Genomic DNA, 23,141 nt, shown 5'->3' with positions numbered 1-23,141 from the left:
TTGTGCCTTTGGCCCACTATGCAGACGCCAAACCCTGGGGGAAAGCCTTGATCCTGCCGTTGCTCGCCGCTGCCGCCCCCACCGCCGTCCCGGCGGGCGGCGGCCACATCCATTTCGCCGATCTGGGGCTGCACCCCGACATCTTCTCGATCGGCTTCTTCACACTGCGCTGGTACAGCCTCGCCTATATCGCGGGCATCCTGGTCGGCTGGTGGTATCTGCTCAAGCTGCTCGCCCAGCCCGGCGCGCCGATGGCGCGGCGCCATGCCGACGACCTCGTCTTCTACGCGACGCTCGGCATCATCCTCGGCGGGCGGATCGGCTATGTGCTGTTCTACGCGCCCGAGATGCTGCTCCACCCGATCCGCATCCTGCGGTTGTGGGACGGCGGGATGAGCTTCCACGGCGGGGTGATCGGCACGTCGATCGGGATCATCCTGTTCGCGCGCAAGCACAAGCTCGATTGGCTGCGGGTCCACGATTACATCGCCTGCGTCGTACCTTTCGGGCTGTTCTTCGGCCGGCTGGCGAATTTCGTGAACGGCGAATTGTGGGGCAAGCCCGCCGACGTTCCCTGGGCGATCGTGTTCGAGCGGACCGTGCCGTTCGACGTGCCCGAACCGGCGCGCCACCCGAGCCAGCTCTACGAGGCGGGGCTGGAGGGGATCGTGCTGTTCGCGATCCTGTGGTTCGCCTTCTGGCGGACCAAGGCGCGCTACCAGCCGGGCAAGCTCGTCGGCCTCTTCGTGCTCGGCTATGGCGTCGCGCGGTTCATCGTCGAATTCTTCCGCGAGCCCGATGCGCAGTTCCGCGGCTCGTTCATCGAGGCGACGCATATCCATATGGGCCAGTGGCTGTGCATGCCGATGATCGTCGGCGGCCTGTATCTGGTGCTGACCGCGCCCAAGCGGCGGACGCGGGTGGAGCCGATCGCGGGGACGCAAAGCGTGGCGTAGGCCCGTCACCCCTTCCTTCCCTCGTCATTCCGGCGAAAGCCGGAACCCATGGATACGGTGCAACGGGCGTTGGCACGTACCATCGACCGCTCGCGACCATGGGTCCCGGCGTTCGCCGGGATGACGATGGGGTTTGGGGGGATCGCCCCCCCTAAACCCTTGCGCCGTCCCGCCCCCGCCGTCATTTCGGGCGGGTGACCGAAGCCCCCCTCCCCGACCGTCTCGCGCGCGCCATCACCCTTGCCGGGCCGATGCCGGTGTCGCAGTTCATGGCCGCCGCCAACGCGCATTATTACGCGACCCGCGATCCGTTCGGCCCGCGCGGCGATTTCGTCACCGCGCCCGAGATCAGCCAGATGTTCGGCGAGCTGATCGGCCTGTGGTGCGCCGATCTGTGGGACCGCGCCGGCCGGCCGGAGGTCGCCTGGGTCGAGCTCGGCCCCGGTCGCGGCACGCTCGCCGCCGACGCCTTGCGCGCGATGGCCAAGGCGGGCCTCGTCCCCGCGGTACATTTCGTCGAGACCAGTCCGGTGCTGCGCGCCGCGCAGACCGAGCGCGTACCGGGCGCGACCTGGCACGACGGCGTCGAGACGCTGCCCACCGACGCCGCGCTGCTCGTCGTCGCCAACGAATTCTTCGACGCGCTGCCGATCCGCCAGCTCGTTCGTCGCGGAGAGGGGTGGCACGAACGGCTCGTCGCCTGTCAGGACACGTTGTTCCTGCCGATCGCGGGCAAGGCCGTGCCGGTCGAGCTGCTGCCCGAGCCGTTGCGCGACGCCCCCGCCGGATCGGTGCTGGAGATTTCGCCGGCGAGCGTTGCGGTGATGCAGGCGCTCGGCCGCCGCATCGCCGCGCAGGGCGGCGCGATGCTCGCGGTCGATTACGGTTACGAGGGGCCGGCGCTCGGCGAGACGTTGCAGGCGGTGCGCGGCCACGGCTTCGCCAATCCGTTCGAGACGCCGGGCGACAACGACCTGTCCGCGCATGTCGACTTCACCACGCTCGCCGCCGCCGCGCAGGCGGCAGGCGCGGTCGCCTGGAGGCCGGTGACGCAGCGCGACCTGTTGGGCGGGCTCGGCATCGATGGGCGCGCCACCGCGCTCGCGCGCCATGCGCCGGAGCGGACCGAGGCGATCCTCGCCGATCGCGCGCGGTTGATGGGAGAGATGGGGATGCTGTTCAAGGCGCTGGCGGTGACGCACCACGACTGGCCGACGCCGGCGGCGTTCGGCGCATGACCGCGACGCTGCGCAACCCCACGGTTGCCGATGCCGAGGCGATCGCCGCGCTGATGGCGGATTGCTTCACCGCGACCTTCGGCCCGCTCTACGATCCCGCCGATCTCGCGAGCTTCCTCGATGCGCTGACGGTGGAGCGGTGGCGTGCGGAGCTGGCCGATCCCGCCTTCGCCTTCCTGCTCGCCGAGGACGATGGCGCGGCGGTGGGGTTCGCCAAATTGGGGCCGCATTCGTTGCCGGTGACGCCCGCCGGCGCGATGATCGAGCTGCGCCAATTGTACCTGCGCGGATCGCAGCAGGGCAGCGGGCTGGCGGCACGGATGATGGATTGGGTGATCGCCACCGCGCGGGCACGCGGGGCGGGCGAGCTGTTCCTGTCGGTCTATGTCGACAACCATCGCGCGCGGCGCTTCTACGAACGCTATGGCTTCGAGGAGATCGGCGTCTACACCTTCATGGTCGGCAACCATGCCGACGAGGATCATCTGATGCGGCTGGCGCTGTGAGCGTCGAGGTGAGCGTCGAGACGATCCGGGCGCGGCGCTTCGACGGCGTGCCCCACGGCTTCCTCGGCCGGCGCGGCGGCGTGTCGGAGGGGGTGGTCGCCGGGCTCAACGTCGGGTTGGGCTCGGCCGACGATCCCGCCGCGGTCGCCGAGAACCGCCGCCGCGCCGGTGCCGCGGTGCTGCCGGATGCGGCGCTGCTCGGCCTCTACCAGATCCACTCCGCCGAGGCGGTGGTCGTCACCGCGCCTTATGCGGACGACGCGCGACCGCGGGCGGATGCGCTGGTCACCGACCGGCCGGGTCTGCTGCTCGGCATCCTCACCGCGGATTGCGCGCCGGTGCTGTTCGCCGATCGCGACGCGGGCGTCGTCGGCGCGGCGCATGCCGGGTGGAAGGGCGCGCTCGGCGGCGTCACCGACGCGACGCTGGCGGCGATGGAGTCGCTGGGCGCGCGGCGCGAGCGGATCGTCGCCGCGATCGGGCCGTGCATCGCGCGCGCCTCCTATGAGGTGGACGACGGCTTCCTGCGCATTTTCGCCGCAGCGGATGCGGCGAACGAGCGCTTCTTCGCCGATGGGCGCGCGAGCCATCACCAGTTCGATCTCGAAGCCTATGTCGCGCACCGGCTCGCGGCCGCAGGGGTGACGCGGATCGAGGCGCTGGGGCTCGACACTTATGCCGATGCCGACCGTTTCTACAGCTTCCGCCGCGCGACGCATCGCGGCGAGGCGGATTACGGACGGCAGATCAGCGTGATCGGATTGGGGTAACGTTTCTAATGCCCTCGCCCACCCCCCGTCGTCATCCCGGCGAACGCCGGGACCCATGGTTGCGGGCGGCCAATGATACGCGCCACCGTCGGCGACACCGTGCCATGGGTCCCGACTTTCGTCGCGATAACGAACTGGGGGGCGGCCACCCGCCATCCCTCACCGCCAACCGCAAACTGGTGTCATCCGTTACGATCCGCGGCTATGCTCCGGTCATCAAGGAGAAGACCATGCCCGACGAAGCAGAACTGACCGGCGCCGGCGGCACCCAGAGCCCGGCCGCGAGCGATATCGGCGTCGAGAAGATCGGCGACCGCAAGCTGCGCCCCTCGACGATGATGATGGGCCACGGTTTCGACCCGGCGCTGTCGGAAGGCGCGCTCAAGCCGCCGATCTTCCTCACCTCGACCTTCGTCTTCCCCAATGCCGCCGCGGGCAAGCGCCATTTCGAGGGCGTCACCGGCAAGCGGCCGGGCGGCGCCGACGGCCTGGTCTATTCGCGCTTCAACGGCCCGAACCAGGAGATTCTCGAGGACCGGCTCGGCATCTGGGAGGAAGCGGAGGACGCGCTCGCTTTCTCCAGCGGCATGTCGGCGATCGCCACCCTGTTCCTCGCGATGACCAAGCCGGGCGACACGATCGTCCATTCGGGCCCGCTCTATGCGGCGACCGAGACGCTGATCGGCCGCATCCTCGGCAAGTTCGGGGTCAAGTGGCTCGACTTCCCGGCCGGCGCGACGCGCGAGGAGATCGACGCGGTGATGACCGAGGCGAAGACCGGCCATGTCGCGCTGATCTACCTCGAAAGCCCCGCCAACCCGACCAACGCGCTGGTCGATATCGAGGCGGTGGCGGCGAGCCGCGACGCGATCTTCGCCGATGCCGACGAAAAGCCGCCGATCGCGATCGACAACACCTTCCTCGGCCCATTGTGGCAGCAGCCGCTGCGCCACGGCGCCGATATCGTCGTCTACAGCCTGACCAAATATGCCGGCGGGCATAGCGACCTCGTCGCCGGCGGCGTGCTCGGCAGCAAGGCGCACATCAACACGATCCGCTCGATGCGCAACACGATCGGCACGATCTGCGATCCGCATACCGCGTGGATGCTGCTGCGCAGCCTCGAAACGCTGGAATTGCGGATGAGCCGCGCCGGCGAGAATGCGGTCAAGGTCTGCGCCTTCCTGCGCGACCATCCCAAGGTCGAGCGCGTCGGCTATCTCGGCTTCCTGCCCGACACGCCGGGGATGGAGCGCCAGGCCGATATCTACGCCCGCCATTGCACCGGCGCGGGCTCGACCTTCTCGCTGATCGTCAAGGGCGGCGAGGCGGAGGCGTTCCGCTTCCTCGACGCGCTGCGCATCGCCAAGCTCGCGGTGTCGCTCGGCGGCACCGAGACGCTCGCCAGCCACCCGGCGGCGATGACGCATCTGTCGGTGCCAGAGGAGCGCAAGGCGGCGCTGGGCATCACCGACAATCTGGTGCGCATCTCGATCGGCGTCGAGGATGCCGACGATCTGATCGCCGACTTCGATCAGGCGCTCGCGGCGATCTGACCGGCGCGCGCGGCGGCGCGTAGAGTGGTGCGCGCAGAGGACGCAGAGGGCGCGCGCTCTCTGCGCCTCTGCGCAAAAATGGAATCACGCGAAGGCGCGAAGACGCGAAGAGGTTGCGCCAGGCTTCCTCACTTTCTCCGTCCAAGAGGGAACGGGCCACGCCCGCGGCGCGCGCAACCCCTTCGCGTCTTCGCGCGAATCTCCCATTTCGACTTCCCGAACCCGCCTTGCCCCGATGCGGCAATGTCACGATGATAAGCGGATGCCCGATCTCGCCACCTTCATCACCGGCCTGCCCAAGGCGGAGCTGCACCTGCATATCGAGGGCAGCCTCGAACCCGAACTGATGTTCGCGCTGGCGCAGCGCAACGGCGTCGCCATCCCCTTCGCCAGCGTCGAGGAGGTGCGCGCCGCCTACAGCTTCACCCGCCTGCAGGACTTCCTCGACATCTATTATCAGGGCGCCAACGTCCTGCTGACGCGCGAGGATTTCCGCGACCTCGCGATCGCCTATTTCGACCGCGCCGCCGCCGACGGGGTCGTCCATGCGGAGATCATGTTCGATCCGCAGACGCATCTCGCCCGCGGCGTGGCGTTCGAGACGGTGATCACCGGCCTGCTCGACGGCATCGCCGACGCCGGGGCGCGCCATGGCATGAGCGTGGCGCTGATCCTCTGCTTCCTGCGCCATCTCGACGAGGCGGACGCCTTCGCGACGCTGGCGGCGGCGCAGCCGTGGCTCGACCGGATCGCCGCGGTCGGGCTCGATTCGTCCGAACTCGGCCACCCGCCCGAGAAATTCGCCCGCGTCTTCACCGCGGCGCGCGCCGCCGGGCTGCGGCTGGTGGCGCATGCCGGCGAGGAGGGGCCACCCGACTATGTCTATCAGGCGCTCGACGTGCTCGGCATCGACCGGCTCGACCACGGCAACCGCAGCCTCGAGGACCCGGTGCTCACCGCACGGCTGGCGCGCACCGGCATGACGCTCACCGTCTGCCCGCTGTCCAACCTCAAGCTCTGCGTCGTCGACGCGATGGCCGATCATCCCATCGACCGCATGCTGCGCGAGGGGCTGCGCGCGACGATCAATTCGGACGATCCCGCCTATTTCGGCGGCTATGTCGCCGCCAATTACCAGGCCGCCGCGGAGGCACGCGCCCTCAGCCGCGCCGACCTCGCGCTGCTCGCACGCAACAGCTTCCTCGGCTCCTTCCTGCCCGACGAGACGGTGGCGGCGCATCTCGCCACGCTCGACGCTTATGTGGCGGCGCAGTGATGCCGGTCTTCACCCATATCCCGCATGACGAGTTCGTCGCCGCGGTCCATACGCTCGCCGGCGCGGTGCGCGACGGCGGCTGGACGCCCGATTTCATCATCGGTATCGGCCGCGGCGGCCTCGCCCCGGCGGTGTATCTCAGCCACGCCACCGGCCTGCCGATGCTCTCGGTCGATTATTCGAGCCAGGTCGAGGATTTCGCCGAAGCGCCGCTGGTCCGCCTCGCCGAACGCACACGCGCCGGCGAGAAACTGCTGTTCGTCGACGACATCAACGATTCGGGCCGGACGATCGGCCATATCCGCACGACGCTGGCGAACGCCGGCGCGACCGCGGCGGTGCTGCGCTTCGCGACGCTGATCGACAATGTCAGCTCGGCCGAGTGCGTCGATTACGCCGCCCGCACGATCGACCGGCGCGACACCAAGGACTGGTTCGTCTTCCCGTGGGAAGCGGTCGCGCCGCAGCAGTCGCTCGCCGACGATGCCGCCGAGGTCCCCGACCGGATCGCCTGAGCGCTGCTCGCCGCGCCCAGCCGCCCCTTGCCGTTTCAGCGGAGGGCCAGATGCCCCAACCTATGGACAGACCCATGACGCCCCATAACGCCCGCCTCGCCGCGCTCCGCGCCGAACTCGCCCGCATCGGCCTCGACGGCTTCGTCGTGCCGCTCACCGACGAGCATATGAGCGAATATGTCGGCGCCTATGCGCAGCGGCTCGGCTGGCTGACCGGCTTCGGCGGCTCGGCGGGCAGCGCGGTGGTGCTCGCCGACCGCGCCGCGATCTTCACCGACGGCCGCTATACGTTGCAGGTGCGCGAGCAGGTGTCCGGCGACGACTGGGCCTATGTCCCGGTGCCGCAGGAGAGCGTCGCCGGCTGGCTCGCCGCCAATGTCGATGACGGCGCGCGGATCGGCTACGATCCGTGGCTGCACACCAGCGGCTGGGTCAAGGACACCGCCGCCGCGCTCGCCGACCGCGGCGCGGCGCTCGTCCCGGTCGAGGCCAATCCGATCGACGCGGTGTGGCATGACCGCCCTGCCCCCTCGCCCGCGCCGCTGACCCCGCACGACGACGCTTATGCCGGCGAATCCTCCGCCGCCAAACGCGCCGGCATCGCCGACTGGCTGGCCGAACAGCGCGCCGACGCGGTCGTGCTCACCGCGCTCGATTCGATCGCCTGGACGCTCAACGTCCGCGGCGGCGACGTCGCGCACACGCCGGTGACCCTGTCCTATGCGATCGTCGGCAGCGACGGCACCACCGACCTGTTCGTCGCGCCCGGCAAGATCGACGATGCGGTCCGCCAGCATCTCGGCAACGCCGTCCGCCTGCACGATCGCGACGCCTTCGCCGCGGCGCTGGGCGACTATGCCGGCAAGCGCGTCGCCGCGGATCCCGAACGCGCCGTCGCCGCGATCTTCGACGCGCTCGGCGCGGCGGGCGCCAAGGTGCTGCCGCTGCGCGATCCCGTCGTCCTCGCCAAGGCGCGCAAGAACCCCGTCGAGGTCGCCGGCCACCGCGCCGCCTCGCTCCGCGACGGCGCCGCGCTCACCCGTTTCCTGCGCTGGGTCGAGGCCGAATGTCCCAAGGGCGGCGAGACCGAACTCTCCGCCGCCGCCCGCCTGTTCGCCTTGCGCGCGGAGACCGGCCTGCTGCTCGACACGTCGTTCGACACGATCTCGGCGACCGGCGCGCATGGCGCCAGCCCGCATTATCATGTTACCGAGGAGTCGAACGCACCGATCCGCAGCGGCGAGCTGTTCCTGATCGATTCGGGCGGCCAGTATCGCGACGGCACCACCGACGTCACCCGCGTCATGCCGATCGGCGCGCCGACGCCCGAGATGCGCGACCGCTTCACCCGCGTGCTCAAGGGCCATATCGCGATCGCCACCGCGATCTTCCCCGACGGCACCTGCGGCGCGCAGATCGACGGCTTCGCGCGCCGGCCGTTGTGGGAGGCGGGGCTCGATTTCGGCCATGGCACCGGTCACGGCATCGGCAGCTATCTCGCGGTCCACGAGGGTCCGCAGCGGATCGCCGCGCCCAATTACCCCGGCGGCGCCTCGCTCGAGCCGCTGCGCGCGGGCATGATGCTCTCGAACGAGCCGGGCTATTACAAGGCGGGCGAATACGGCATCCGCATCGAGAATCTGCTGCTCGTCATCCCGGTGGAGATCGCCGGCGGCGACCCCGATCGCCGCATGCTCGGCTTCGAGACGCTCACCTTCGCACCGATCGAGCGGACGCTGATCGACTCGGCGCTGCTGACTCGCGACGAGCGCGAGTGGCTCGACGTCTACCATGCCGAGGTGCTCGCCCGCATCGGCCCGGAGCTGGACGCGGACGACCGCGGCTGGCTCGCGGCGAAATGCGCGCCGATCGGCTGAGCGGCTATTCGTCGGGCTGCGTGGGTTTTTCCGGGGCATCGGCGGCAGGCGCGGTTTGCGCCGCGGCGCGCGCCTGCGCCTTGCGCCGGTGCAGGTTCGCCCGCAATTGCGCCGCCAGCCGCTGCGCCCGTTCGTCCTTGTCCGCCATGCCGATCTGCCTAGCCGCGACGACAAGCGCTTGACAATGCGTTCCGGGTCGTCTCTAGGCGCACCTCGCCCGAACGGGTCGAGTGCTGCCGTAGCTCAGTGGTAGAGCGCATCCTTGGTAAGGCTGAGGTCGTGAGTTCAATCCTCACCGGCAGCACCATTTTTTCCTGATTGTTCCGCCGCTTGGCGGAAGGCTGCGGCGACGTGGCGCAGCTTGTCGGGGTTGCGGACGATGTAGATCGCCGCGATCCGGCCATTGCGCACGTCGAGTGCCGTGGTTTGCAGCACGCCGCCGCGTTCGCGGCTGACATAGCCCGGCAGGCCGTCGATCGTCGTCAGGCGCAGCAGCGCGACGGGGGCATCGCGATACTTGCGCCGTAACCCCGCGAACAGCCGCAGCGCGCGATCGATCCCGCGGATCACGTTGCGGAACGCCGGGACCCGCCCGCCACCATCAGCGTGGATCGCGACGTCCTGCGCCAGCAGCGCGGACAACGCCGCCGCGTCGCCGTCGCGCGCCGCGGCGAAGAAGGCGCCGGCGATGCGCGTGCCCTCGGCAGGATCGAGCGGATAGCGCGGGCGGGCCTCGGCGACGTGCCGGCGGGCGCGCGCGGCGAGCTGGCGCACCGTCGCCGGCGTCCGGTCGAGCGTCTCCGCGATCGCCGGCAGTGCCACGTCGAACACGTCGTGGAGCAGGAAGGCGGCCCGCTCCAGCGGCGACAGGCGTTCGAGCGCCAGCATCAGCGTTAGCGTGAGATCGTCCGAAACGTCCCCCGCCACGTCCTCCGCCCCGGCGGCACCGAGCAGCGGCTCGGGCAGCCACGCGCCGACATAGGTCTCGCGCCGCACCCGCGCCGATTTGAGATGATCGAGGCACAGGCGCGTGACGACCCGCGTCAGCCACGCCGCCGGCGCCACCACCGCATCCGCCCGCGCCCAGCGCAGCCACGCGTCCTGCACCACGTCCTCCGCCTCGGCAAACGAGCCGGTCATGCGATAGGCGAGGCGGAGCAGCCGCGGCCGTTCCGCCTCGAACGCGGTCGCGTCAGCCATCGTCCACCGGATGCGGCACGCGAAAGCCGACCTGCACGCGGTTCCAGGTGTTGATCGCCCCGATCGCCATCGTCAGCCAGACCTGCTCGCCCGGCGTGAATGCCGCCGCCAGCGCATCATAATCGACATCGGGGGCCTGCGTCTCGGGCAAGCGCGTCAACGCCTCCGCCCAGCCGAGCGCCGCACGTTCGCGATCGGTGTAGAGCGTCGATTCCCGCCACGCCGTCAGCATGTAGAGCCGCAATTCGGTTTCGCCGTGGCGGCGCAGATCGCCCGAATGCATGTGGAGGCAAAAGGCGCAGCCGTTGATCTGCGACACGCGGAATCTGACCAGTTCGAGCAGGTTGTGGTCGAGCCCGCTGTGCGTCAGGCTCTGTTCCAGCGCGACCATCGCCTTGACCGCCTCGGGGGCGAGAGCGTGGGGGTTGCGGATACGCGGTGTCATCGTCGATCTCCCTCGGCGCGGGATCGCGCCGCAGAAAAGACGAGACAGGCAGCGCGGGTGTGACATGCCGGCGCATATCGATCGCCCGCATGTCGCGGCCCGGACGCAGCCCGCCCGGGCCGCGCGGAATCAGATCTGCGCCATGCCGCCGTCGACGAACAGCTCGCTGCCGGTCATGAAGCTGCTGTCGTCCGATGCCAGGAACGCCGCCGCCGCCGCGGTTTCGACGGGCTCGCCGAGCCGGCCGAGCGGGGTGGTCGCGCCCATCGCCTCGAACGCCGCCTCGCCGACGACGTCCAGCGCCAGTTCGGTGCGCGTCGGTCCGGGCGAGAGCACGTTGACGCGGATGCCGCTGCCGCGCAGGTCCTGCGCCCAGCTCCGCGCGAAATTGCGCACCGCCGCTTTCGTGGCGCTGTAGACGCTGAACTGCGGCGTTCCCATCACGCCGGTGGTCGATCCGGTCAGGATGATCGACCCGCCGGCACGCATCAGCGGCAGGCCCTTCTGCACGGTGAACAGCAGACCCTTCACGTTGACGTCGAAAATCCGGTCGTAATGCTCCGGGGTGATGTCGCCGAGCGCGGCGAAGGCGCCGGTGCCGGCATTGGCGAGCAGGATGTCGAGCTGGCCGCGTTCCGCCCGGATCGTGTCGTAGAGCGTGTCGAGATCGGCGAGGTCGTCGACCGACCCGCGGACCGCGCGCGCATTCTCGCCGAGCGTCGCCAGCGCAGCATCGAGCGCCGCCTGCCGCCGCCCGAAGATATAGACGAACGCGCCTTCGTCGATGAAGCGTTTGGCGGATGCCAGACCGATGCCGCTACCGCCACCGGTCACCACCGCCGTCCTGCCCTGCAATCTGTTCATAGCGTGTCTCCATTCGAGGTGCGGCAGAACTGGCGGCGCGCAAACCTATCGACAAGTATGCACCTTTTGGTAAGTACCCGGATATGACTGATGTTTCTTCGCCCCCCGCCTTCTCCTGCGGCCTCGACGCGACGCTGCGCATCATCGCGGGCAAGTGGAAGCCGCTGATCGTCTATTTCCTGTGCCAGTCGCCGAGCCGGTACGGCGAGCTGCGCCGCGCGGTTCGCGGGGTCAGCGACAAGATGCTGATCCAGCACCTCAAGGAGCTGGAGGCGGACGGGATCGTCGAGCGCCACGATCATCAGGAGGTGCCGCCGCGCGTTGATTATACGCTGACCCCGCTCGGGCACAGCCTGGCGGCGGCGCTGGCGCCTCTGTGCGTCTGGGGTTCGGAGAATATGGCGGAGGTGGCGCGCGTCTTCGCCGAACGCGACGCCTGGACGCGCGCGGCGGAATGACCGGCCCGTCGCCGTCTTGACACGCATGGGGCCGGTGCCCGACGATCCGTCCAGATCGGACGATGCTGCGCTTGCGGGTGCCGCGATCCGGACCGTCTGCCGCCAGGAGAGCCCCGATGACCGAACCGTCCCGCCGCCTGTTCCTCTCCGGTGCCGCATTGGCGGTCGCCGCCCCGGCACTGGCGAAGGCCGCCGCCGCGCCGATCGTCAACCCGCTCGTCCGCCAGCGTGCCGATGCGCAGGTCTTCCGGCATAGCGACGGCTGGTATTACATGACCGGCTCGGTGCCCGAATACGATCGGCTGGTGCTGCGCCGGTCGCGCACGCTCGCCGGGCTGTCGACCGCCAGCGAGAAGGTGCTGTGGCGGCATCAGGCGAGCGGGGCGATCTCCGGCTTCCTGTGGGCGCCCGAATTGCATCGGATCGACGGCAAGTGGATCATGTATTTCGCCGCCGGGCCGAGCGGCGGCGGCGGCGACGTCTTCCATATCCGCACCTATGCGATTGTCTGCGACGGCGCCGATCCGATGACCGGCGGCTGGTCGGTGCTCGGCCAACTCAAAACGCCGTGGGACACGTTTAACCTCGATTCGACCAGCTTCGTCCATCGCGGCACGCGCTATCTCGCCTGGGCGCAGCAGGAGCCGGGGATCGCGACCAATTCCAACCTCTATCTGGCGCCGCTCGCCACGCCGCTGACGCTGGCGGCGAAGCCAGTGCGGTTGTCGGTGCCGGAACTCGACTGGGAAACCCGCGGCTACAGGGTCAACGAGGCGCCAGCGGTGCTGGCGCGGCACGGGCGGCTGTTCATGACCTATTCGGCGAGCGCCACCGATGCACGCTATTGCCTCGGCATGTTGACCGCCAGCGCCGACGCCGATCTGATGGACGCCACGGCGTGGAGCAAGAGCCCCGTGCCGGTGATGACCTCTTCGCCCGCGCACAAGGTCTATGGGCCGGGACACAACAGCTTCACCGTCGACGAGCGCGGCCGCGACATGCTGGTGTTCCATGCGCGCGACTATGATGCGATCAAGGGCGATCCATTGTTCGACCCCAATCGCCACACCCGCATCCAGCCGATCACCTATCGCGACGACGGCACGCCGGTGTTCGACCCGCCGGTGGCGAACGGGCCGCTGCGCTGAGAGATCAGAGGTAGCGCATCCACCAGGCGTCGCTCGCCCGCTTCGCCGCGGCAAAGCGGCGGCAGGCGAACCAGCAGGGCACGGCGACCGCGGCGGCGATCAGCCACAGCCAGCCGACCGCGGGCACGCTGACCAGCCCGTCCTGCCCGATCGCGATCGCGACGATGCGGTTGCTGGCGTGGAGCAGGTAGAGGTGCAGCAGGTAGAAGAACAACGGCGCGCCGCCGAACACCGCCAGGATCGCGGCCGGTCGCCGCGGCAGCGCCTCCAGCCCGGCGAGCAGCCCCGCGCCGAGGCCGAGGGTGAGCAGCAGGAAGTCGGCGGACGGCGGATATTTGGTCAGATTGACGAAGCCCAGCGCGGTGACGAGTGCGTCGTCGCCCGCCTGCCACGGCACGGGTTCGCCATAGCCGTTGACCAGCCGCAGCATGACGAAGCCGGCGAGCATCGCCAGCCCGGTCGCCAGCAGGCGTCGCCGCCGCCACGCCGGCGCGACGTCGCGCGCGAACCACGGCCCGATCGCATAGCCGAGCGCGATCACGCCGATCCACGGCAGCACCGGATAGGAGGTCCGCGCCCGCCCGCCCCACGGCAGGTCGATGAAGCCGCGATCGTGCAGGATCGCCCACAGGTCATGTCCCGGCTGTCCCGGCGCGATGCTGACGGAATCGAGCAGATTGTGGCCGAGCAGGATGACGAGGCCGACCGCGACCAGCGTCGCCCGCGGCAGATGGACTAGCGCCGCGAGCGCGATCATCGACAGGCCGATCGCCCAGATCACCTGCAGGAAGACGGTCGCCGGCGTGACGTCGAAGGTCCAGGCGAAACTGACGACGGTCCATTCGAGCGCGACGAGGAACAGCCCGCGCTTGACGAGGAAGGCGGACGCGGCCGCCGGCCCGCCACGCGGCGCGGCATACAGCCAGGCGGCGAGCCCGGTCAGCGCGACGAACACCGGTGCGCAGAGATGCGCGGCAAGCCGGGTGGCGACCAGCGCCGGCGCGGTCGTGCGCAGATCCATGGGATCGCCGACCTGCGCGTGCAGGAAGAAGAATTCGCGGCTGTGGTCGACCAGCATCAGCAGGATCACCAGACCGCGCAGGGCGTCGATCGACAGGATGCGGGGCGCTCGCGCCGGGGCAGCGGCGCGCGCGGAAACGGTCTCTGGCAGAACGAGGCTCCTTCTGCGTCGCGCGATGTTACATCATCCCGGAAAAGGCAAGCCGCGACTGCCGCCACCACGGGGCGTCCTGCTCGCCTTCGCGCGCCCGTTTCGGAACGATGATGGTCGGCGGCGCACCGCCCTTTGGTCACCCCGGGCTCGACCCGGGGTCCCGCTTCCTCCCGACCGGCACCCTCAAAGGACGTAGCGGGACTCCGGATCGGGTCCGGGGTGACGGACCGAAGGTGTCGACGTCGCGGCGCCGACGAATCTAGGCCGCCGCCGCCAGCGAGGACAGCAGGCCGGAGATGCGTGCGCGCAGGCCCGGTTCGCGGGTGATCTCCAGCATCGCGGTGAGGCTGCGCCGGGCGCTGGCGACATCGCCGTCGACCAGTTCGAGCCGCGCCCGCTCCCACCAGCCATGGCCATAGGCCGGCGCCATCGCCGTCATCCGCTGGTAGAGCGTCAGCGCGCGCCGGCCCTGGCCCGCCGCCTCCGCACGCGTCGCCTGGTTGAGCAGCAGCCGCACCAGCACCGCGCGATTGGGCATCGCGGCGACGTGGCTGACCGCGGGGGTCTGCCCCGGCGTCATCGCCTGCACCATCGTCGCCAGTTCCTCGGCGCCGACCGGACGGCCGCCGCGGAACGGGTCGATCATCACCGGCGCGACGTCGTCGCCGATCAGCACCAGCACGTGACCGGGCACGTCGAGCACATGCGCGGTCCAGCCGAGCCGCCGCGCCGCCGCCACGTAGAGGATCGACAGGCTGACCGGCAGGCCGCGGCGGCGCTCGATCACCCGGATCAGATCGGCGTTGGCGGGATCGTCATAGGTCGCGGCATCGCCGGCGAAACCGAATTCCGCACCGAACACCTGCGCGAGCCGCTCGGCCTGCGCCCGCGCATCGGTCGCGCCGGGCGCCAGTTCGTCGAGCCGGTCGGCGATCGTGTCGAGCAGCGCGCGGCCGGGTTCGTCGTCGCCCTCGCGATGGTCGAGCAAGCCGAGCGCGAGGGCCGCCTGATCGAGGAGGATGTCCTCGTCGTCGAGCAGGCCAAGGCGAATGAGATCATCTTCCATCCTGCCAAGATGGGCGCGCGGCGATGTTCCGCAACCGCGACCATCGGCCGGTTGCGACCCCCACGCGATTCGCTAAGCCGATGCGACGAAGCGCCCGCGGCCAGGCGGCGCCAGCGAGAGGACCCGCGCCATGACGACGACCGCCGCCCTGCTCCGCATCATCGCCCCGCTCGCGCTGCTGGGCGCCGCCGCGCCCGAGGCCGGCGTCGAGCACCCGATCGTCCAGACCCGCTTCACCGCCGATCCCGCGCCGCTGGTCCACGACGGCGTCGTCTACCTCTACACCAGCCACGACGAGGACGACGCCGACGGCTTCAAGATGCTCGACTGGCGGCTCTACAGCTCCACCGACATGGCCAATTGGACCGACCGCGGCGTCGTCGCCTCGCTCAAGACCTTTCCCTGGGCGTCGCAGACCAACGACGCCTGGGCGCCGCAGGTGATCGCGCGGGGCGGCAAATTCTATCTCTACGCGCCGATCACCGTCGCCGGATCGCCGCGCAACGTGATCGCGGTGGCGGTCGCCGACACGCCGGCGGGGCCGTTCCGCGACGCGCTCGGCAAGCCGCTGATCGCGCCGGGCGAGGGCTATTTCGATCCGACGGTGTGGATCGACCGCGACGGCCAGGCCTATCTCTACTGGGGCAATCCCGACCTGTGGTACGTCAGGCTCAACAAGGACATGGTGTCCTATGCCGGGCCGATCACCAAGCTGCCGCGGATCCGGGACTATCAGGAGGGGCCGTGGTTCTACGGGCGCAACGGCCGCTATTACATGGCGTTCGCCTCGACCTGCTGCGCCGAGGGGATCGGCTATGCGATGAGCGACCGGCCGACCGGCCCGTGGACCTACAAGGGCGAGATCATGCGCCACGATGCGCGCTCGACCGGCAACCATCCCGGCATCATCGACTATAAGGGCGGCTCCTACGTCTTCGGCTTCCATTACGAGCTGAACTTCGCGCTCACCCCGATCCATCACGAGCGGCGCTCGATCGCGGTCGCCAAATTCAGCTACAATCCCGACGGGACGATCCCGAACCTCGGCTGGTGGGACCGGACGCGCGCGCCGCAGATCGGCACGCTCGATCCCTACGCCCGCGTCGAGGCGGAAACGATCGCCTGGACCGGGCGGACCAAGCGCCCGATCGACCGCGCTTATGCCTGGGCGCCGGGCGTCACCACCGCGCAGGAGGCGGCGCGCGTCTACGTCACCCGCGCGACCGATCGCAGCTACATCAAGGTCGCCGGAGTCGATTTCGGCACGCCGGGGGCGAAGCACTTCACCGCCGCGGTCGCCCGGGGCACGGCGGATGCGCGGATCGAACTGCACGCCGATGCCGTCGACGGTCCGCTGCTCGGCACGCTGCCGGTCGGCGTCACCGGCGCGGGCGGACAATGGCAGCAGCGGACCACCGACGTCGCCGGCGCGAACGGGGTGCACGATCTGTATCTGGTGTTCCGCGGCAAGAGCCCCGGCTCGCTGCTCGACGTCGATTATTGGCGCTTCGACCGCTGACCGCGGTCACACGCCCAGCAGGTGCGCGGTCTGCACGGTGGCGGCGAGATAGGATTCGAGCGCGCTGATCCCCGCGGGCGACAGCGTCAGCGGCGCGTCGAGATCGTCGCTGGTGTCGCCGACGATCAGCCCGGTCCGCGCCAGATGCTCCAGCCAGCGCGTCATCGTCCGCGGCGTGCAGGCGATCTCCGCGATGATCGTCCGCCCGGTCAGCCGCCGCCCCTCGGCATCGGCGACGAACAGGGTGAGCAGCACCTCCCACGGCCATTCGCCGAACAATTCGGCGGGCAGCAGATCGAGCCGCGACCGCCGGTTGACGAGGATCGCGCGCGCCGCCTCGCTCAGGCGGTCGCCGTGGCCGGCCGCCGCTTCGTCCTCCGCATTCCGCGCCCCCATCGCGCTCAGGCCTCCGGGTCCACGTCGATCGCATCGAGTGCATCGAGCGCCTCGCACAATTTCGCGGCGAGCAGCGTATGGCCGAGGTCGGAGGCACGCTCGACATGGTCGAGCAACTGGTGGCGGATCTGCCGCAAGACCAGCGGCTCGGCGTCGGCGACGGGATCGGGCCGCGCCCCGCCGGCCAGCGCCGAGACGAGGCAGGCACCGTCGATCGGCTTTTCGCAGCGGATCAGATGCGCATAGGCCGGCGGCACGTCGGCGCGATCGTTGCCGGTGGCGAAGACGCAGGGCGTGCCGCGCGCCAGCAGCAGGTCGACGACCGGATAGACCTTGTGATCGCCGAGATTGATGTCGAGCACCGCGCCGTCGATCTCCCCTTCCCGCGCGAGCAGGTCGAGCGCCTGCGCGACCGAGGGGACCGGCCCGATCACCACCGCGCCGGCGCGACGCAGCTTCCGCTCCATCGCGTCGGCGACCATATATTCGTCCTCGACGACCAGAACCCGGCGGTTGTGCAGCAGCGTGTCAGACATCATCCAAACTCCCCACCCGCCCGATCCGACACCATCGCCACCGCGATGCGGCAGTGGACGCCATCATCGGTGAAGGCATAACTCGTTTTCGCCCCCAATTGATAGGGTAAGGCGCGTTCGATCAACTGCCGGCCATAGCCGCCCGGCCGCGTCCTGGCGCTGACCGGCGGCAGCGTCACGCCGCTTTCGCGCCAGTCGACGTTCAGCCACAGGATGCCGTCGTCGGCGCGCTCGACGTCCCACAGCACGCTGAGCTTGCCGTCGCGCGCTTTCAATGCGCCATATTTGACCGCGTTGGTGGCGAGTTCGTGCAGCGCCAGCGCCAGGCTCTGCACCGCACCCGACCGGAGCGGCACATCGTGCGGTCCGTCGAGGATCACCGAATCGGCGACGCCGTCGCGATGGAAGGCGCCGAGCGCGGTCAGTTCCGAATCGAGCAGGTCGCCGAACGTCACGCGCTGGCCGGCCGTGGCATGCGACAACAGGGTCTGCACCCGCGCGAGCGCGTGCAGCCGGTCGTTGAAACGATGTTCGAACGCTTCCAGCGAACCCGCGCCGTCGATCGTCTTCTCGGCCAGCGACTGGACGATGGCGATGATGTTGCGGGTGCGATGCTGCAGCTCGGCGACCATCACGTCCTGCCGGTCCTGCGCCTGGCGCAGCGCATCGATGTCGTTGGAGGTGCCGAGCCATTCGACGATCCGCCCGTGATCGTCGCGGATCGGCAGCGCGCGGGTGCTGAACCAGCGATAGCTGCCGTCGTGGTGGCGCAGGCGATGCTCGACATCGAACCCGCCGCTGTCCTGCGCCAGCGCCCAGGCGCTGGTGACCGCCACCACGTCGTCGGGATGGACGAAATCGAGCCAGCCGCTGCCGTGGCTGTCGCGCTCCGGCCGGCCGGTGACCGCCGACCATTGCGGGCTCGCCCAGAACCAGTCGCCCGCCAGTCGCGCCCGCCACAGCAATTGCGGCACGCCCTCGACCAACGCGCGCATGCGGCGCTCGTTGTCGAGCACCGCCTCCTCCAATTGCTTGCGGACGTCGATATCGATGTTCATCCCGAGCCATTTCTGGACCGCGCCGCTCGCATCCCGCAGCGGGATCGCCCGCGCGTTCATCCAGCGATAGGCGCCGTCGCGCCCGCGCAGCCGATATTCGAGGTCGATCGGCTCGCACCGGCGCAGCGCCTCCAGCCAGATTCGCATCGTGGCGGCGCGATCGTCGGGATGCACCACGTCGAGCCAGCCGAGGCCGCGATATTCGGCGTAGCTCTGCCCGGTATAGGCACGCCAGCTGGGGCTGTCGGCGGTGATCGCGCCGTCGGGCGGCGTTTCCCAGATCGTCGTGGCGATGCCGTCGATCAGTTGCTGCGCACGCGCCTGAACCTCGCGGAATTCCGCATCGCGGTGGCGGAAGCCGGCGGCCGATCGGGCATGGTCGATCGCCACCCACGCGCGCTCGGCGACGTCGTGCAACAGCGCGCGATCGGCGTCCTGCCACGTTCTGGCGCGGTCGTGCGCGATGCCGAGCGTCGCGACCAGGCGGCCGCGGCGCATCACCGGCACGACGATCCGCGCGTGCCCCGCCGGGTCGTCCGCGACCACCGCCCGCCCCGCGTGCAGCGCCGCCGCATCCTCGGGCTCGCACACAAGGCCGCCCTCGTCCGTCGCGTCGCTCCAGCGGCACCGGTCGACCGCCAGCCACGCCGCGACCATCGTGGTGACGCGGTCGCGGATGGCGGCGGCGTCGTCGATCAGCTGGATCGTGTCGCTGAGCCTGAGCAGGAACGTCTGCCGCCGCTCGGCGTCGCGGAGCGATTCGGAGGTGCGCTTGAGCGCGTCGATGTCGCTGATCACGCTCGCCTGCCCGGTGATCCGGCCCTCGGCATCGCGCAGCGGGGTGGTCGCCACCCGCACCCAGATGTCCTTGCCGTCGTCGTTGGTGTAGAGCAACTCCTGGCCGGGGACGACGCACTCGCCGCGGCTCGCGCGCGCACCGGGAAAATCGTTCGAATCAAGCGGCCGGCGATCCCGGTCCCAGCCGCGCCAGCGCCAGCGCCGCTCCGGATCCTTGGTCGGCATGCTCCCGCTCGGGCAGAAGCGCTGATATTGCGCGTTGGAGACGACGATCCGGCCCTCCGTGTCGAGCATCGCGACGCCGACCGGCACGCTGTCGAGCGTGGCGGCGAAGCGGGTTTCGCTTTCGGCCAGCGCCGCCTCGGCGCGGGCGAGGCGCTGGCGCAGGTCGGCGATCGTTGCAGCATCGTCCATGCCGCTAACAACGCACAAATGCGGTTGCGATGCATCGATTGGCATCAGATTTGGTATAATTAATTCATCGACTTAGCGAGAATGTCGCCGATGCGGCGGTCACGCCGGCCGGGCGAGCCGTTCAGCGAGGAAGTCGACGAACACCCGCACCCGCGCGGGCAGATGCGTGCCGCCGACGAACACCGCGTGGATCAGCTCGACATCGCCCGGATTATAATCTTCGAGCAACGGCACCAGCCGCCCGTCGGCGATCTCCGCGGCGACGCTGAACCGGCCGACGCGGGTGACGCCGACGCCGGCGGCGGCGAGCTGCCCCAGCGTCTCGCCATTGTTGGCGACGATGCCGCCATCGACGCACAGAGAGAGATCGCGCCCGTCGCGACGGAACGGCCAGATCGGCTCGGCGCGGCGGAAGTTGAAGTTGAGGCAATTGTGCGCGTGCAGGTCCTCGGGGACGCGCGGCGTGCCGTGGCGTGCGAGATAGTCGGGCGCGGCGACGATCACCCGGCCGCTCTCGCCCAATTTGCGCGCGGTCAGCGCACTGTCGGCGAGCGGCCCGAAGCGTACCGCGACATCCGCCTGCCCGCCGGCCACATCGATCAGCGTATCGGTCAGCGCGATATCGACGAGGATGTTGGGATAGGCGCGCGTGAAGTCGCCGAGCAGCGGCACGACGCACAAGCGGCCGTGCGCCAGCGCGGCGTTCACCCGCAACCGCCCGCGCGGGCTGCCCTGATCGGCGATCTGCTGTTCGGCATCGTCGAGGTCGGCGAGGATGCGGCGAGCGGCGAGCAGATACGCCTGCCCCTCCGCGGTCAGCGCCAGCCCGCGGGTGGAGCGCAGCAGCAGCCGCACGCCGAGCCGTGCCTCGATCCGGTCGATCGCCCGCGCGACCGCCGACGGGGTCAGCTCCAGCCCCCGCGCCGCGGCCGAGAAACTGCCGCCGTCGATCACCGCGACGAACAGGGCGAGCGAGCGGGCGCGATCGCCATTGCCCGCTATCTTTGCATCCATTGCACAGATCCTTCGCCTTACCGGGCGGTTCCGCGGAGACGATCCGCCCTGCATCTATGCACGCGACGCTGAACCGCGAAAGGGTTGATCATGGAATACCGCCAATTGGGGGCATCGGGGCTGCGCGTGCCGGTGCTGTCGTTCGGCACCGGCACGTTCGGCGGCACCGGGCCGTTGTTCGGCGCCTGGGGGCGGAGCGATGCCACGGAGGCGCGGCGGCTGGTCGATATCTGTCTCGACGCCGGCGTCACGCTGTTCGACACGGCCGACGTCTATTCGAACGGCGCGTCGGAGGATGTGCTGGGCGCGGCGATCCGCGGCCGGCGCGACGCGGTGCTGCTGTCGACCAAGACCGGCCTGCCGATGGGCGACGGGCCGCAGGACTGGGGCGCGTCGCGGGCGCGGCTGATCGGCGCGGTCGAGGCGGCGCTGCGGCGGCTGGGCACCGACCATATCGACCTGCTGCAACTGCACGCCTTCGACGCCGGCACGCCGACCGAGGAGCTGATGGGCACGCTCGACCGGCTGATCGCGGCGGGCAAGGTCCGCTATGCCGGCGTGTCCAATTATCCGGGCTGGCAGGTGATGAAGGCGCAGGCGCTAGCCGACCGGCATGGCTGGCCACGGCTGGTGGCGCATCAGGTCTATTATTCGCTGATCGGTCGCGCCTATGAGGCCGATCTGATGCCGCTCGGCCGCGACCAGGGGGTCGGCGCATTGGTCTATAGCCCGCTCGGCTGGGGGCGGCTGACCGGCAGGATCGGGCGCGACCGGCCGATCCCGGCGGGCAGCCGGCTGCACGAGACCGAACAATTCGCGCCGCCGGTGACGCAGGATCATCTGTACCGCGTGATCGACGCGCTGGAGGCGGTCGCGGCCGAGACGGGGCGGAGCGTGCCGCAGGTCGCGATCAACTGGCTGCTGCACCGGCCGACCGTCTCCTCCGTCATCATCGGCGCGCGCGACGAGGCGCAGTTGCGCGACAATCTGGGTGCGGTTGGCTGGGCGCTGACGCCCGCGCAGATCGCCGCGCTGGATACGGCGAGCGACGTGCTGCCGCCCTATCCGCATACCCCCTATCGCCAGCAGGAGGGCTTCGCCCGCCTCGCCCCGCCGCTCGTCTGAACCGGGAATCGATCGATGAAATTCCACCCCCCTCTCCTCGCGCTCGCTTTGGGCGCGTTCGGCATCGGCGTGACCGAGTTCGCGCCGATGGGCATGCTGCCGATGATCGCGGACGATCTCGGCGTCACGATCCCCGCCGCCGGGTTGCTGGTCAGCGCTTATGCGCTCGGCGTGCTGATCGGCGCGCCTTTGATGACGCTGACCACCGGGCGGGTGAACCGGCGGACGCTGCTGATCGGCCTGATGGCCATCTTCACGCTCGGCAATGCGCTGTCGGCGCTGGCTGGCGGCTATTGGCTGCTGATGGCGGCGCGCGTCGTCACCTCGTTCAACCACGGCGCATTCTTCGGCGTCGGCTCGGTGGTCGCGGCGAGCCTCGTTCCCCCGGAGCGACGCGCCGGTGCGGTCGCGGCGATGTTCTCGGGCCTGACGATCGCCACGATCGGCGGCGTCCCGCTCGCCACCTGGGCGGGCGAGGTGCTCGGCTGGCGGGCCGCCTTCGCGGGGATCGCCGTGGTCGGCGCGGTGGCGATGCTGTCGCTACGCGTCGCGCTGCCGCCGCTGCCCGCACCGGAGGGCGGAGACGTACGCGGCGAGCTGCGCGTGCTGAGGCGCGCACCGGTGCTGGCGGCGCTGGCACTGACCGTGGTCGGGGCGAGCGCGATGTTCACCGTCTTCACCTACATCGTGCCGATCCTGCGCGACGTGACGCACGGCTCGACCGGCTTCGTGACCGCGATGCTGGTCCTCTACGGCGTCGGCCTGACGATCGGCAACACGCTCGGCGGGAAGCTCGCCGACCGGTCGATCGAACGGACGCTGACGGGGAGCTTCGTGGTGCTCGCCACGGTATTGGCAGCCTTCGCGGTCCTGATGCACTGGCCGCTGTCCGCAGCCGCCGCGATCCTGGTCTGGGGCATCGCCAGCTTCGCGATCGTGCCGCCGTTGCAGATGCGCGTGATGCAGGCGGCCGCGGACGCGCCCAACCTCGCCTCGGCGATGAACATCGGGGCGTTCAACCTGGGCAATGCGATCGGTGCGGCGCTCGGCGGCGGGGTAATCGGCGCAGGGCTCGGCCTGCCCGCGGTGTCGCTCGCCGGCGCGGCGATGGCGGCTGCGGCGCTCGTGCTGCTGCTCGCCGTCCGCCGACCGGCGCGCGTCGCCTGCCCCGCATAGAGGCCGGGCGGGGGTCGGGCGGCGACTGGCCTGCGTCAGCGGTTCGCTACGCCGTC

At 70.1% G+C, this 23,141-nt stretch carries 22 protein-coding genes, 1 tRNA gene and 1 pseudogene; 14 read left to right on the top strand and 10 right to left on the bottom strand.

Going from position 1 to position 23,141, the window contains the following annotated elements:
* The first annotated feature begins 47 nt into the window (after nucleotides 1-47).
* From lgt to ACLBWH_RS05515, 8 genes are all read left to right on the top strand, one after another.
* Nucleotides 48-956 (top strand): prolipoprotein diacylglyceryl transferase, encoded by a 909-nt coding sequence (gene lgt, locus ACLBWH_RS05550; protein ID WP_322848162.1) that lies wholly within the window; start codon nucleotides 48-50, stop codon nucleotides 954-956.
* Nucleotides 957-1,207: 251 nt separating this feature from the next.
* Nucleotides 1,208-2,194, top strand: a complete 987-nt coding sequence (locus tag ACLBWH_RS05545; protein ID WP_447797497.1) for a class I SAM-dependent methyltransferase — start codon at nucleotides 1,208-1,210, stop codon at nucleotides 2,192-2,194.
* Nucleotides 2,191-2,700, top strand: coding sequence for an N-acetyltransferase family protein (locus tag ACLBWH_RS05540; protein ID WP_447797341.1), 510 nt, complete (start codon nucleotides 2,191-2,193; stop codon nucleotides 2,698-2,700). The genes ACLBWH_RS05545 and ACLBWH_RS05540 overlap by 4 nt, the downstream gene beginning before the upstream one ends.
* Nucleotides 2,697-3,470: a peptidoglycan editing factor PgeF gene (pgeF, locus tag ACLBWH_RS05535; RefSeq protein ID WP_447797339.1), complete on the top strand. Its 774-nt coding sequence runs from the start codon at nucleotides 2,697-2,699 to the stop codon at nucleotides 3,468-3,470. Before ACLBWH_RS05540 ends, pgeF begins: the two co-directional genes overlap by 4 nt.
* Nucleotides 3,471-3,700: 230 nt before the next feature.
* The gene (locus ACLBWH_RS05530; RefSeq protein WP_322848165.1) at nucleotides 3,701-5,026 is read left to right on the top strand and encodes a cystathionine gamma-synthase family protein; all 1,326 of its coding nucleotides are present in this window, start codon (nucleotides 3,701-3,703) and stop codon (nucleotides 5,024-5,026) included.
* Between the two features lie 262 nt (nucleotides 5,027-5,288).
* Nucleotides 5,289-6,302, top strand: a complete 1,014-nt coding sequence (locus ACLBWH_RS05525; protein ID WP_447797337.1) for an adenosine deaminase — start codon at nucleotides 5,289-5,291, stop codon at nucleotides 6,300-6,302.
* The gene (locus ACLBWH_RS05520) at nucleotides 6,302-6,817 is read left to right on the top strand and encodes a phosphoribosyltransferase (RefSeq protein ID WP_447797336.1); all 516 of its coding nucleotides are present in this window, start codon (nucleotides 6,302-6,304) and stop codon (nucleotides 6,815-6,817) included. Before ACLBWH_RS05525 ends, ACLBWH_RS05520 begins: the two co-directional genes overlap by 1 nt.
* 74 nt (nucleotides 6,818-6,891) lie before the next feature.
* Nucleotides 6,892-8,694 (top strand): aminopeptidase P family protein, encoded by a 1,803-nt coding sequence (locus tag ACLBWH_RS05515; RefSeq protein ID WP_447797334.1) that lies wholly within the window; start codon nucleotides 6,892-6,894, stop codon nucleotides 8,692-8,694.
* Nucleotides 8,695-8,698: 4 nt separating this feature from the next.
* Here ACLBWH_RS05515 and ACLBWH_RS05510 read toward each other — a convergent pair whose 3' ends face one another.
* Nucleotides 8,699-8,842, bottom strand: a complete 144-nt coding sequence (locus ACLBWH_RS05510) for a hypothetical protein (protein WP_322848169.1) — start codon at nucleotides 8,840-8,842, stop codon at nucleotides 8,699-8,701.
* An 84-nt stretch (nucleotides 8,843-8,926) separates the two neighbouring features.
* Here ACLBWH_RS05510 and ACLBWH_RS05505 point away from each other — a divergent pair.
* A tRNA-Thr gene (locus ACLBWH_RS05505) sits at nucleotides 8,927-9,001 on the top strand.
* Here ACLBWH_RS05505 and ACLBWH_RS05500 read toward each other — a convergent pair.
* The 3 genes from ACLBWH_RS05500 to ACLBWH_RS05490 form a co-directional block, all read right to left on the bottom strand.
* The gene (locus ACLBWH_RS05500; RefSeq protein ID WP_447797332.1) at nucleotides 8,980-9,894 is read right to left on the bottom strand and encodes a sigma-70 family RNA polymerase sigma factor; all 915 of its coding nucleotides are present in this window, start codon (nucleotides 9,892-9,894) and stop codon (nucleotides 8,980-8,982) included. The genes ACLBWH_RS05505 and ACLBWH_RS05500 overlap by 22 nt on opposite strands.
* The gene (locus tag ACLBWH_RS05495; RefSeq protein WP_447797330.1) at nucleotides 9,887-10,339 is read right to left on the bottom strand and encodes a carboxymuconolactone decarboxylase family protein; all 453 of its coding nucleotides are present in this window, start codon (nucleotides 10,337-10,339) and stop codon (nucleotides 9,887-9,889) included. Before ACLBWH_RS05495 ends, ACLBWH_RS05500 begins: the two co-directional genes overlap by 8 nt.
* A gap of 129 nt (nucleotides 10,340-10,468) precedes the next feature.
* Complete coding sequence (locus ACLBWH_RS05490; protein WP_447797328.1) at nucleotides 10,469-11,203, bottom strand: SDR family NAD(P)-dependent oxidoreductase; 735 nt, start codon at nucleotides 11,201-11,203, stop codon at nucleotides 10,469-10,471.
* A gap of 83 nt (nucleotides 11,204-11,286) precedes the next feature.
* Between ACLBWH_RS05490 and ACLBWH_RS05485 the strand changes: the two genes are divergently transcribed.
* The gene (locus ACLBWH_RS05485; RefSeq protein ID WP_322848173.1) at nucleotides 11,287-11,661 is read left to right on the top strand and encodes a winged helix-turn-helix transcriptional regulator; all 375 of its coding nucleotides are present in this window, start codon (nucleotides 11,287-11,289) and stop codon (nucleotides 11,659-11,661) included.
* 116 nt (nucleotides 11,662-11,777) lie between these two features.
* Nucleotides 11,778-12,803 (top strand): annotated as a pseudogene (locus ACLBWH_RS05480) (glycoside hydrolase family 43 protein); the annotation flags it as partial.
* 10 nt (nucleotides 12,804-12,813) lie between these two features.
* On the opposite strand, the gene ACLBWH_RS05475 reads toward ACLBWH_RS05480, so the two are convergent.
* Nucleotides 12,814-13,920 carry a DUF1624 domain-containing protein gene (locus tag ACLBWH_RS05475; RefSeq protein ID WP_447797495.1) on the bottom strand — a complete coding sequence of 369 codons (1,107 nt, stop codon included), beginning with the start codon at nucleotides 13,918-13,920 and terminating at the stop codon, nucleotides 12,814-12,816.
* Nucleotides 13,921-14,242: 322 nt separating this feature from the next.
* On the bottom strand, nucleotides 14,243-15,049 hold the full coding sequence (locus tag ACLBWH_RS05470; protein WP_447797325.1) for a SirB1 family protein: 807 nt from the start codon (nucleotides 15,047-15,049) through the stop codon (nucleotides 14,243-14,245).
* A gap of 130 nt (nucleotides 15,050-15,179) precedes the next feature.
* On the opposite strand from ACLBWH_RS05470, the gene ACLBWH_RS05465 reads away from it, so the two are divergent.
* Complete coding sequence (locus ACLBWH_RS05465) at nucleotides 15,180-16,568, top strand: glycoside hydrolase family 43 protein (RefSeq protein ID WP_447797323.1); 1,389 nt, start codon at nucleotides 15,180-15,182, stop codon at nucleotides 16,566-16,568.
* A gap of 6 nt (nucleotides 16,569-16,574) precedes the next feature.
* On the opposite strand, the gene ACLBWH_RS05460 is transcribed toward ACLBWH_RS05465, so the two are convergent.
* The 4 genes from ACLBWH_RS05460 to ACLBWH_RS05445 form a co-directional block, all read right to left on the bottom strand.
* Complete coding sequence (locus ACLBWH_RS05460) at nucleotides 16,575-16,964, bottom strand: hypothetical protein (RefSeq protein ID WP_447797321.1); 390 nt, start codon at nucleotides 16,962-16,964, stop codon at nucleotides 16,575-16,577.
* Between the two features lie 5 nt (nucleotides 16,965-16,969).
* Complete coding sequence (locus ACLBWH_RS05455; RefSeq protein WP_447797319.1) at nucleotides 16,970-17,503, bottom strand: hypothetical protein; 534 nt, start codon at nucleotides 17,501-17,503, stop codon at nucleotides 16,970-16,972.
* A complete protein-coding gene (locus ACLBWH_RS05450) occupies nucleotides 17,500-19,770 on the bottom strand; it encodes a PAS domain-containing protein (protein ID WP_447797317.1) in 2,271 nt (756 codons plus the stop codon). The genes ACLBWH_RS05455 and ACLBWH_RS05450 overlap by 4 nt, the downstream gene beginning before the upstream one ends.
* A 99-nt stretch (nucleotides 19,771-19,869) precedes the next feature.
* Nucleotides 19,870-20,784 carry a LysR family transcriptional regulator gene (locus tag ACLBWH_RS05445; RefSeq protein ID WP_447797315.1) on the bottom strand — a complete coding sequence of 305 codons (915 nt, stop codon included), beginning with the start codon at nucleotides 20,782-20,784 and terminating at the stop codon, nucleotides 19,870-19,872.
* Nucleotides 20,785-20,874: 90 nt separating this feature from the next.
* Between ACLBWH_RS05445 and ACLBWH_RS05440 the strand changes: the two genes are divergently transcribed.
* Complete coding sequence (locus ACLBWH_RS05440; protein ID WP_447797313.1) at nucleotides 20,875-21,909, top strand: aldo/keto reductase; 1,035 nt, start codon at nucleotides 20,875-20,877, stop codon at nucleotides 21,907-21,909.
* Between the two features lie 15 nt (nucleotides 21,910-21,924).
* On the top strand, nucleotides 21,925-23,085 hold the full coding sequence (locus ACLBWH_RS05435) for an MFS transporter (RefSeq protein ID WP_447797311.1): 1,161 nt from the start codon (nucleotides 21,925-21,927) through the stop codon (nucleotides 23,083-23,085).
* Nucleotides 23,086-23,141 lie beyond the last annotated feature (56 nt).

It is taken from the genome of Sphingomonas sp. M6A6_1c (assembly GCF_053345135.1).
Note: the sequence above shows the minus strand (reverse complement) of the source record. Positions and strands in the feature narration are given on the sequence as shown.

What these genes read in the sequence shown, in the direction of transcription:
- ACLBWH_RS05545 (WP_447797497.1), top strand. Translation starts at nt 1,208, where the DNA reads ATGCCGGTGTCGCAGTTCATGGCCGCCGCCAACGCGCATTATTACGCG.
- ACLBWH_RS05540 (WP_447797341.1), top strand. Translation starts at nt 2,191, where the DNA reads ATGACCGCGACGCTGCGCAACCCCACGGTTGCCGATGCCGAGGCGATC.
- ACLBWH_RS05530 (WP_322848165.1), top strand. Translation starts at nt 3,701, where the DNA reads ATGCCCGACGAAGCAGAACTGACCGGCGCCGGCGGCACCCAGAGCCCG.
- ACLBWH_RS05525 (WP_447797337.1), top strand. Translation starts at nt 5,289, where the DNA reads ATGCCCGATCTCGCCACCTTCATCACCGGCCTGCCCAAGGCGGAGCTG.
- ACLBWH_RS05520 (WP_447797336.1), top strand. Translation starts at nt 6,302, where the DNA reads ATGCCGGTCTTCACCCATATCCCGCATGACGAGTTCGTCGCCGCGGTC.
- ACLBWH_RS05515 (WP_447797334.1), top strand. Translation starts at nt 6,892, where the DNA reads ATGACGCCCCATAACGCCCGCCTCGCCGCGCTCCGCGCCGAACTCGCC.
- ACLBWH_RS05510 (WP_322848169.1), bottom strand. Translation starts at nt 8,842, where the DNA reads ATGGCGGACAAGGACGAACGGGCGCAGCGGCTGGCGGCGCAATTGCGG.
- ACLBWH_RS05500 (WP_447797332.1), bottom strand. Translation starts at nt 9,894, where the DNA reads ATGGCTGACGCGACCGCGTTCGAGGCGGAACGGCCGCGGCTGCTCCGC.
- ACLBWH_RS05495 (WP_447797330.1), bottom strand. Translation starts at nt 10,339, where the DNA reads ATGACACCGCGTATCCGCAACCCCCACGCTCTCGCCCCCGAGGCGGTC.
- ACLBWH_RS05490 (WP_447797328.1), bottom strand. Translation starts at nt 11,203, where the DNA reads ATGAACAGATTGCAGGGCAGGACGGCGGTGGTGACCGGTGGCGGTAGC.
- ACLBWH_RS05485 (WP_322848173.1), top strand. Translation starts at nt 11,287, where the DNA reads ATGACTGATGTTTCTTCGCCCCCCGCCTTCTCCTGCGGCCTCGACGCG.
- ACLBWH_RS05470 (WP_447797325.1), bottom strand. Translation starts at nt 15,049, where the DNA reads ATGGAAGATGATCTCATTCGCCTTGGCCTGCTCGACGACGAGGACATC.
- ACLBWH_RS05465 (WP_447797323.1), top strand. Translation starts at nt 15,180, where the DNA reads ATGACGACGACCGCCGCCCTGCTCCGCATCATCGCCCCGCTCGCGCTG.
- ACLBWH_RS05460 (WP_447797321.1), bottom strand. Translation starts at nt 16,964, where the DNA reads ATGGGGGCGCGGAATGCGGAGGACGAAGCGGCGGCCGGCCACGGCGAC.
- ACLBWH_RS05455 (WP_447797319.1), bottom strand. Translation starts at nt 17,503, where the DNA reads ATGATGTCTGACACGCTGCTGCACAACCGCCGGGTTCTGGTCGTCGAG.
- ACLBWH_RS05450 (WP_447797317.1), bottom strand. Translation starts at nt 19,770, where the DNA reads ATGGACGATGCTGCAACGATCGCCGACCTGCGCCAGCGCCTCGCCCGC.
- ACLBWH_RS05445 (WP_447797315.1), bottom strand. Translation starts at nt 20,784, where the DNA reads ATGGATGCAAAGATAGCGGGCAATGGCGATCGCGCCCGCTCGCTCGCC.
- ACLBWH_RS05440 (WP_447797313.1), top strand. Translation starts at nt 20,875, where the DNA reads ATGGAATACCGCCAATTGGGGGCATCGGGGCTGCGCGTGCCGGTGCTG.
- ACLBWH_RS05435 (WP_447797311.1), top strand. Translation starts at nt 21,925, where the DNA reads ATGAAATTCCACCCCCCTCTCCTCGCGCTCGCTTTGGGCGCGTTCGGC.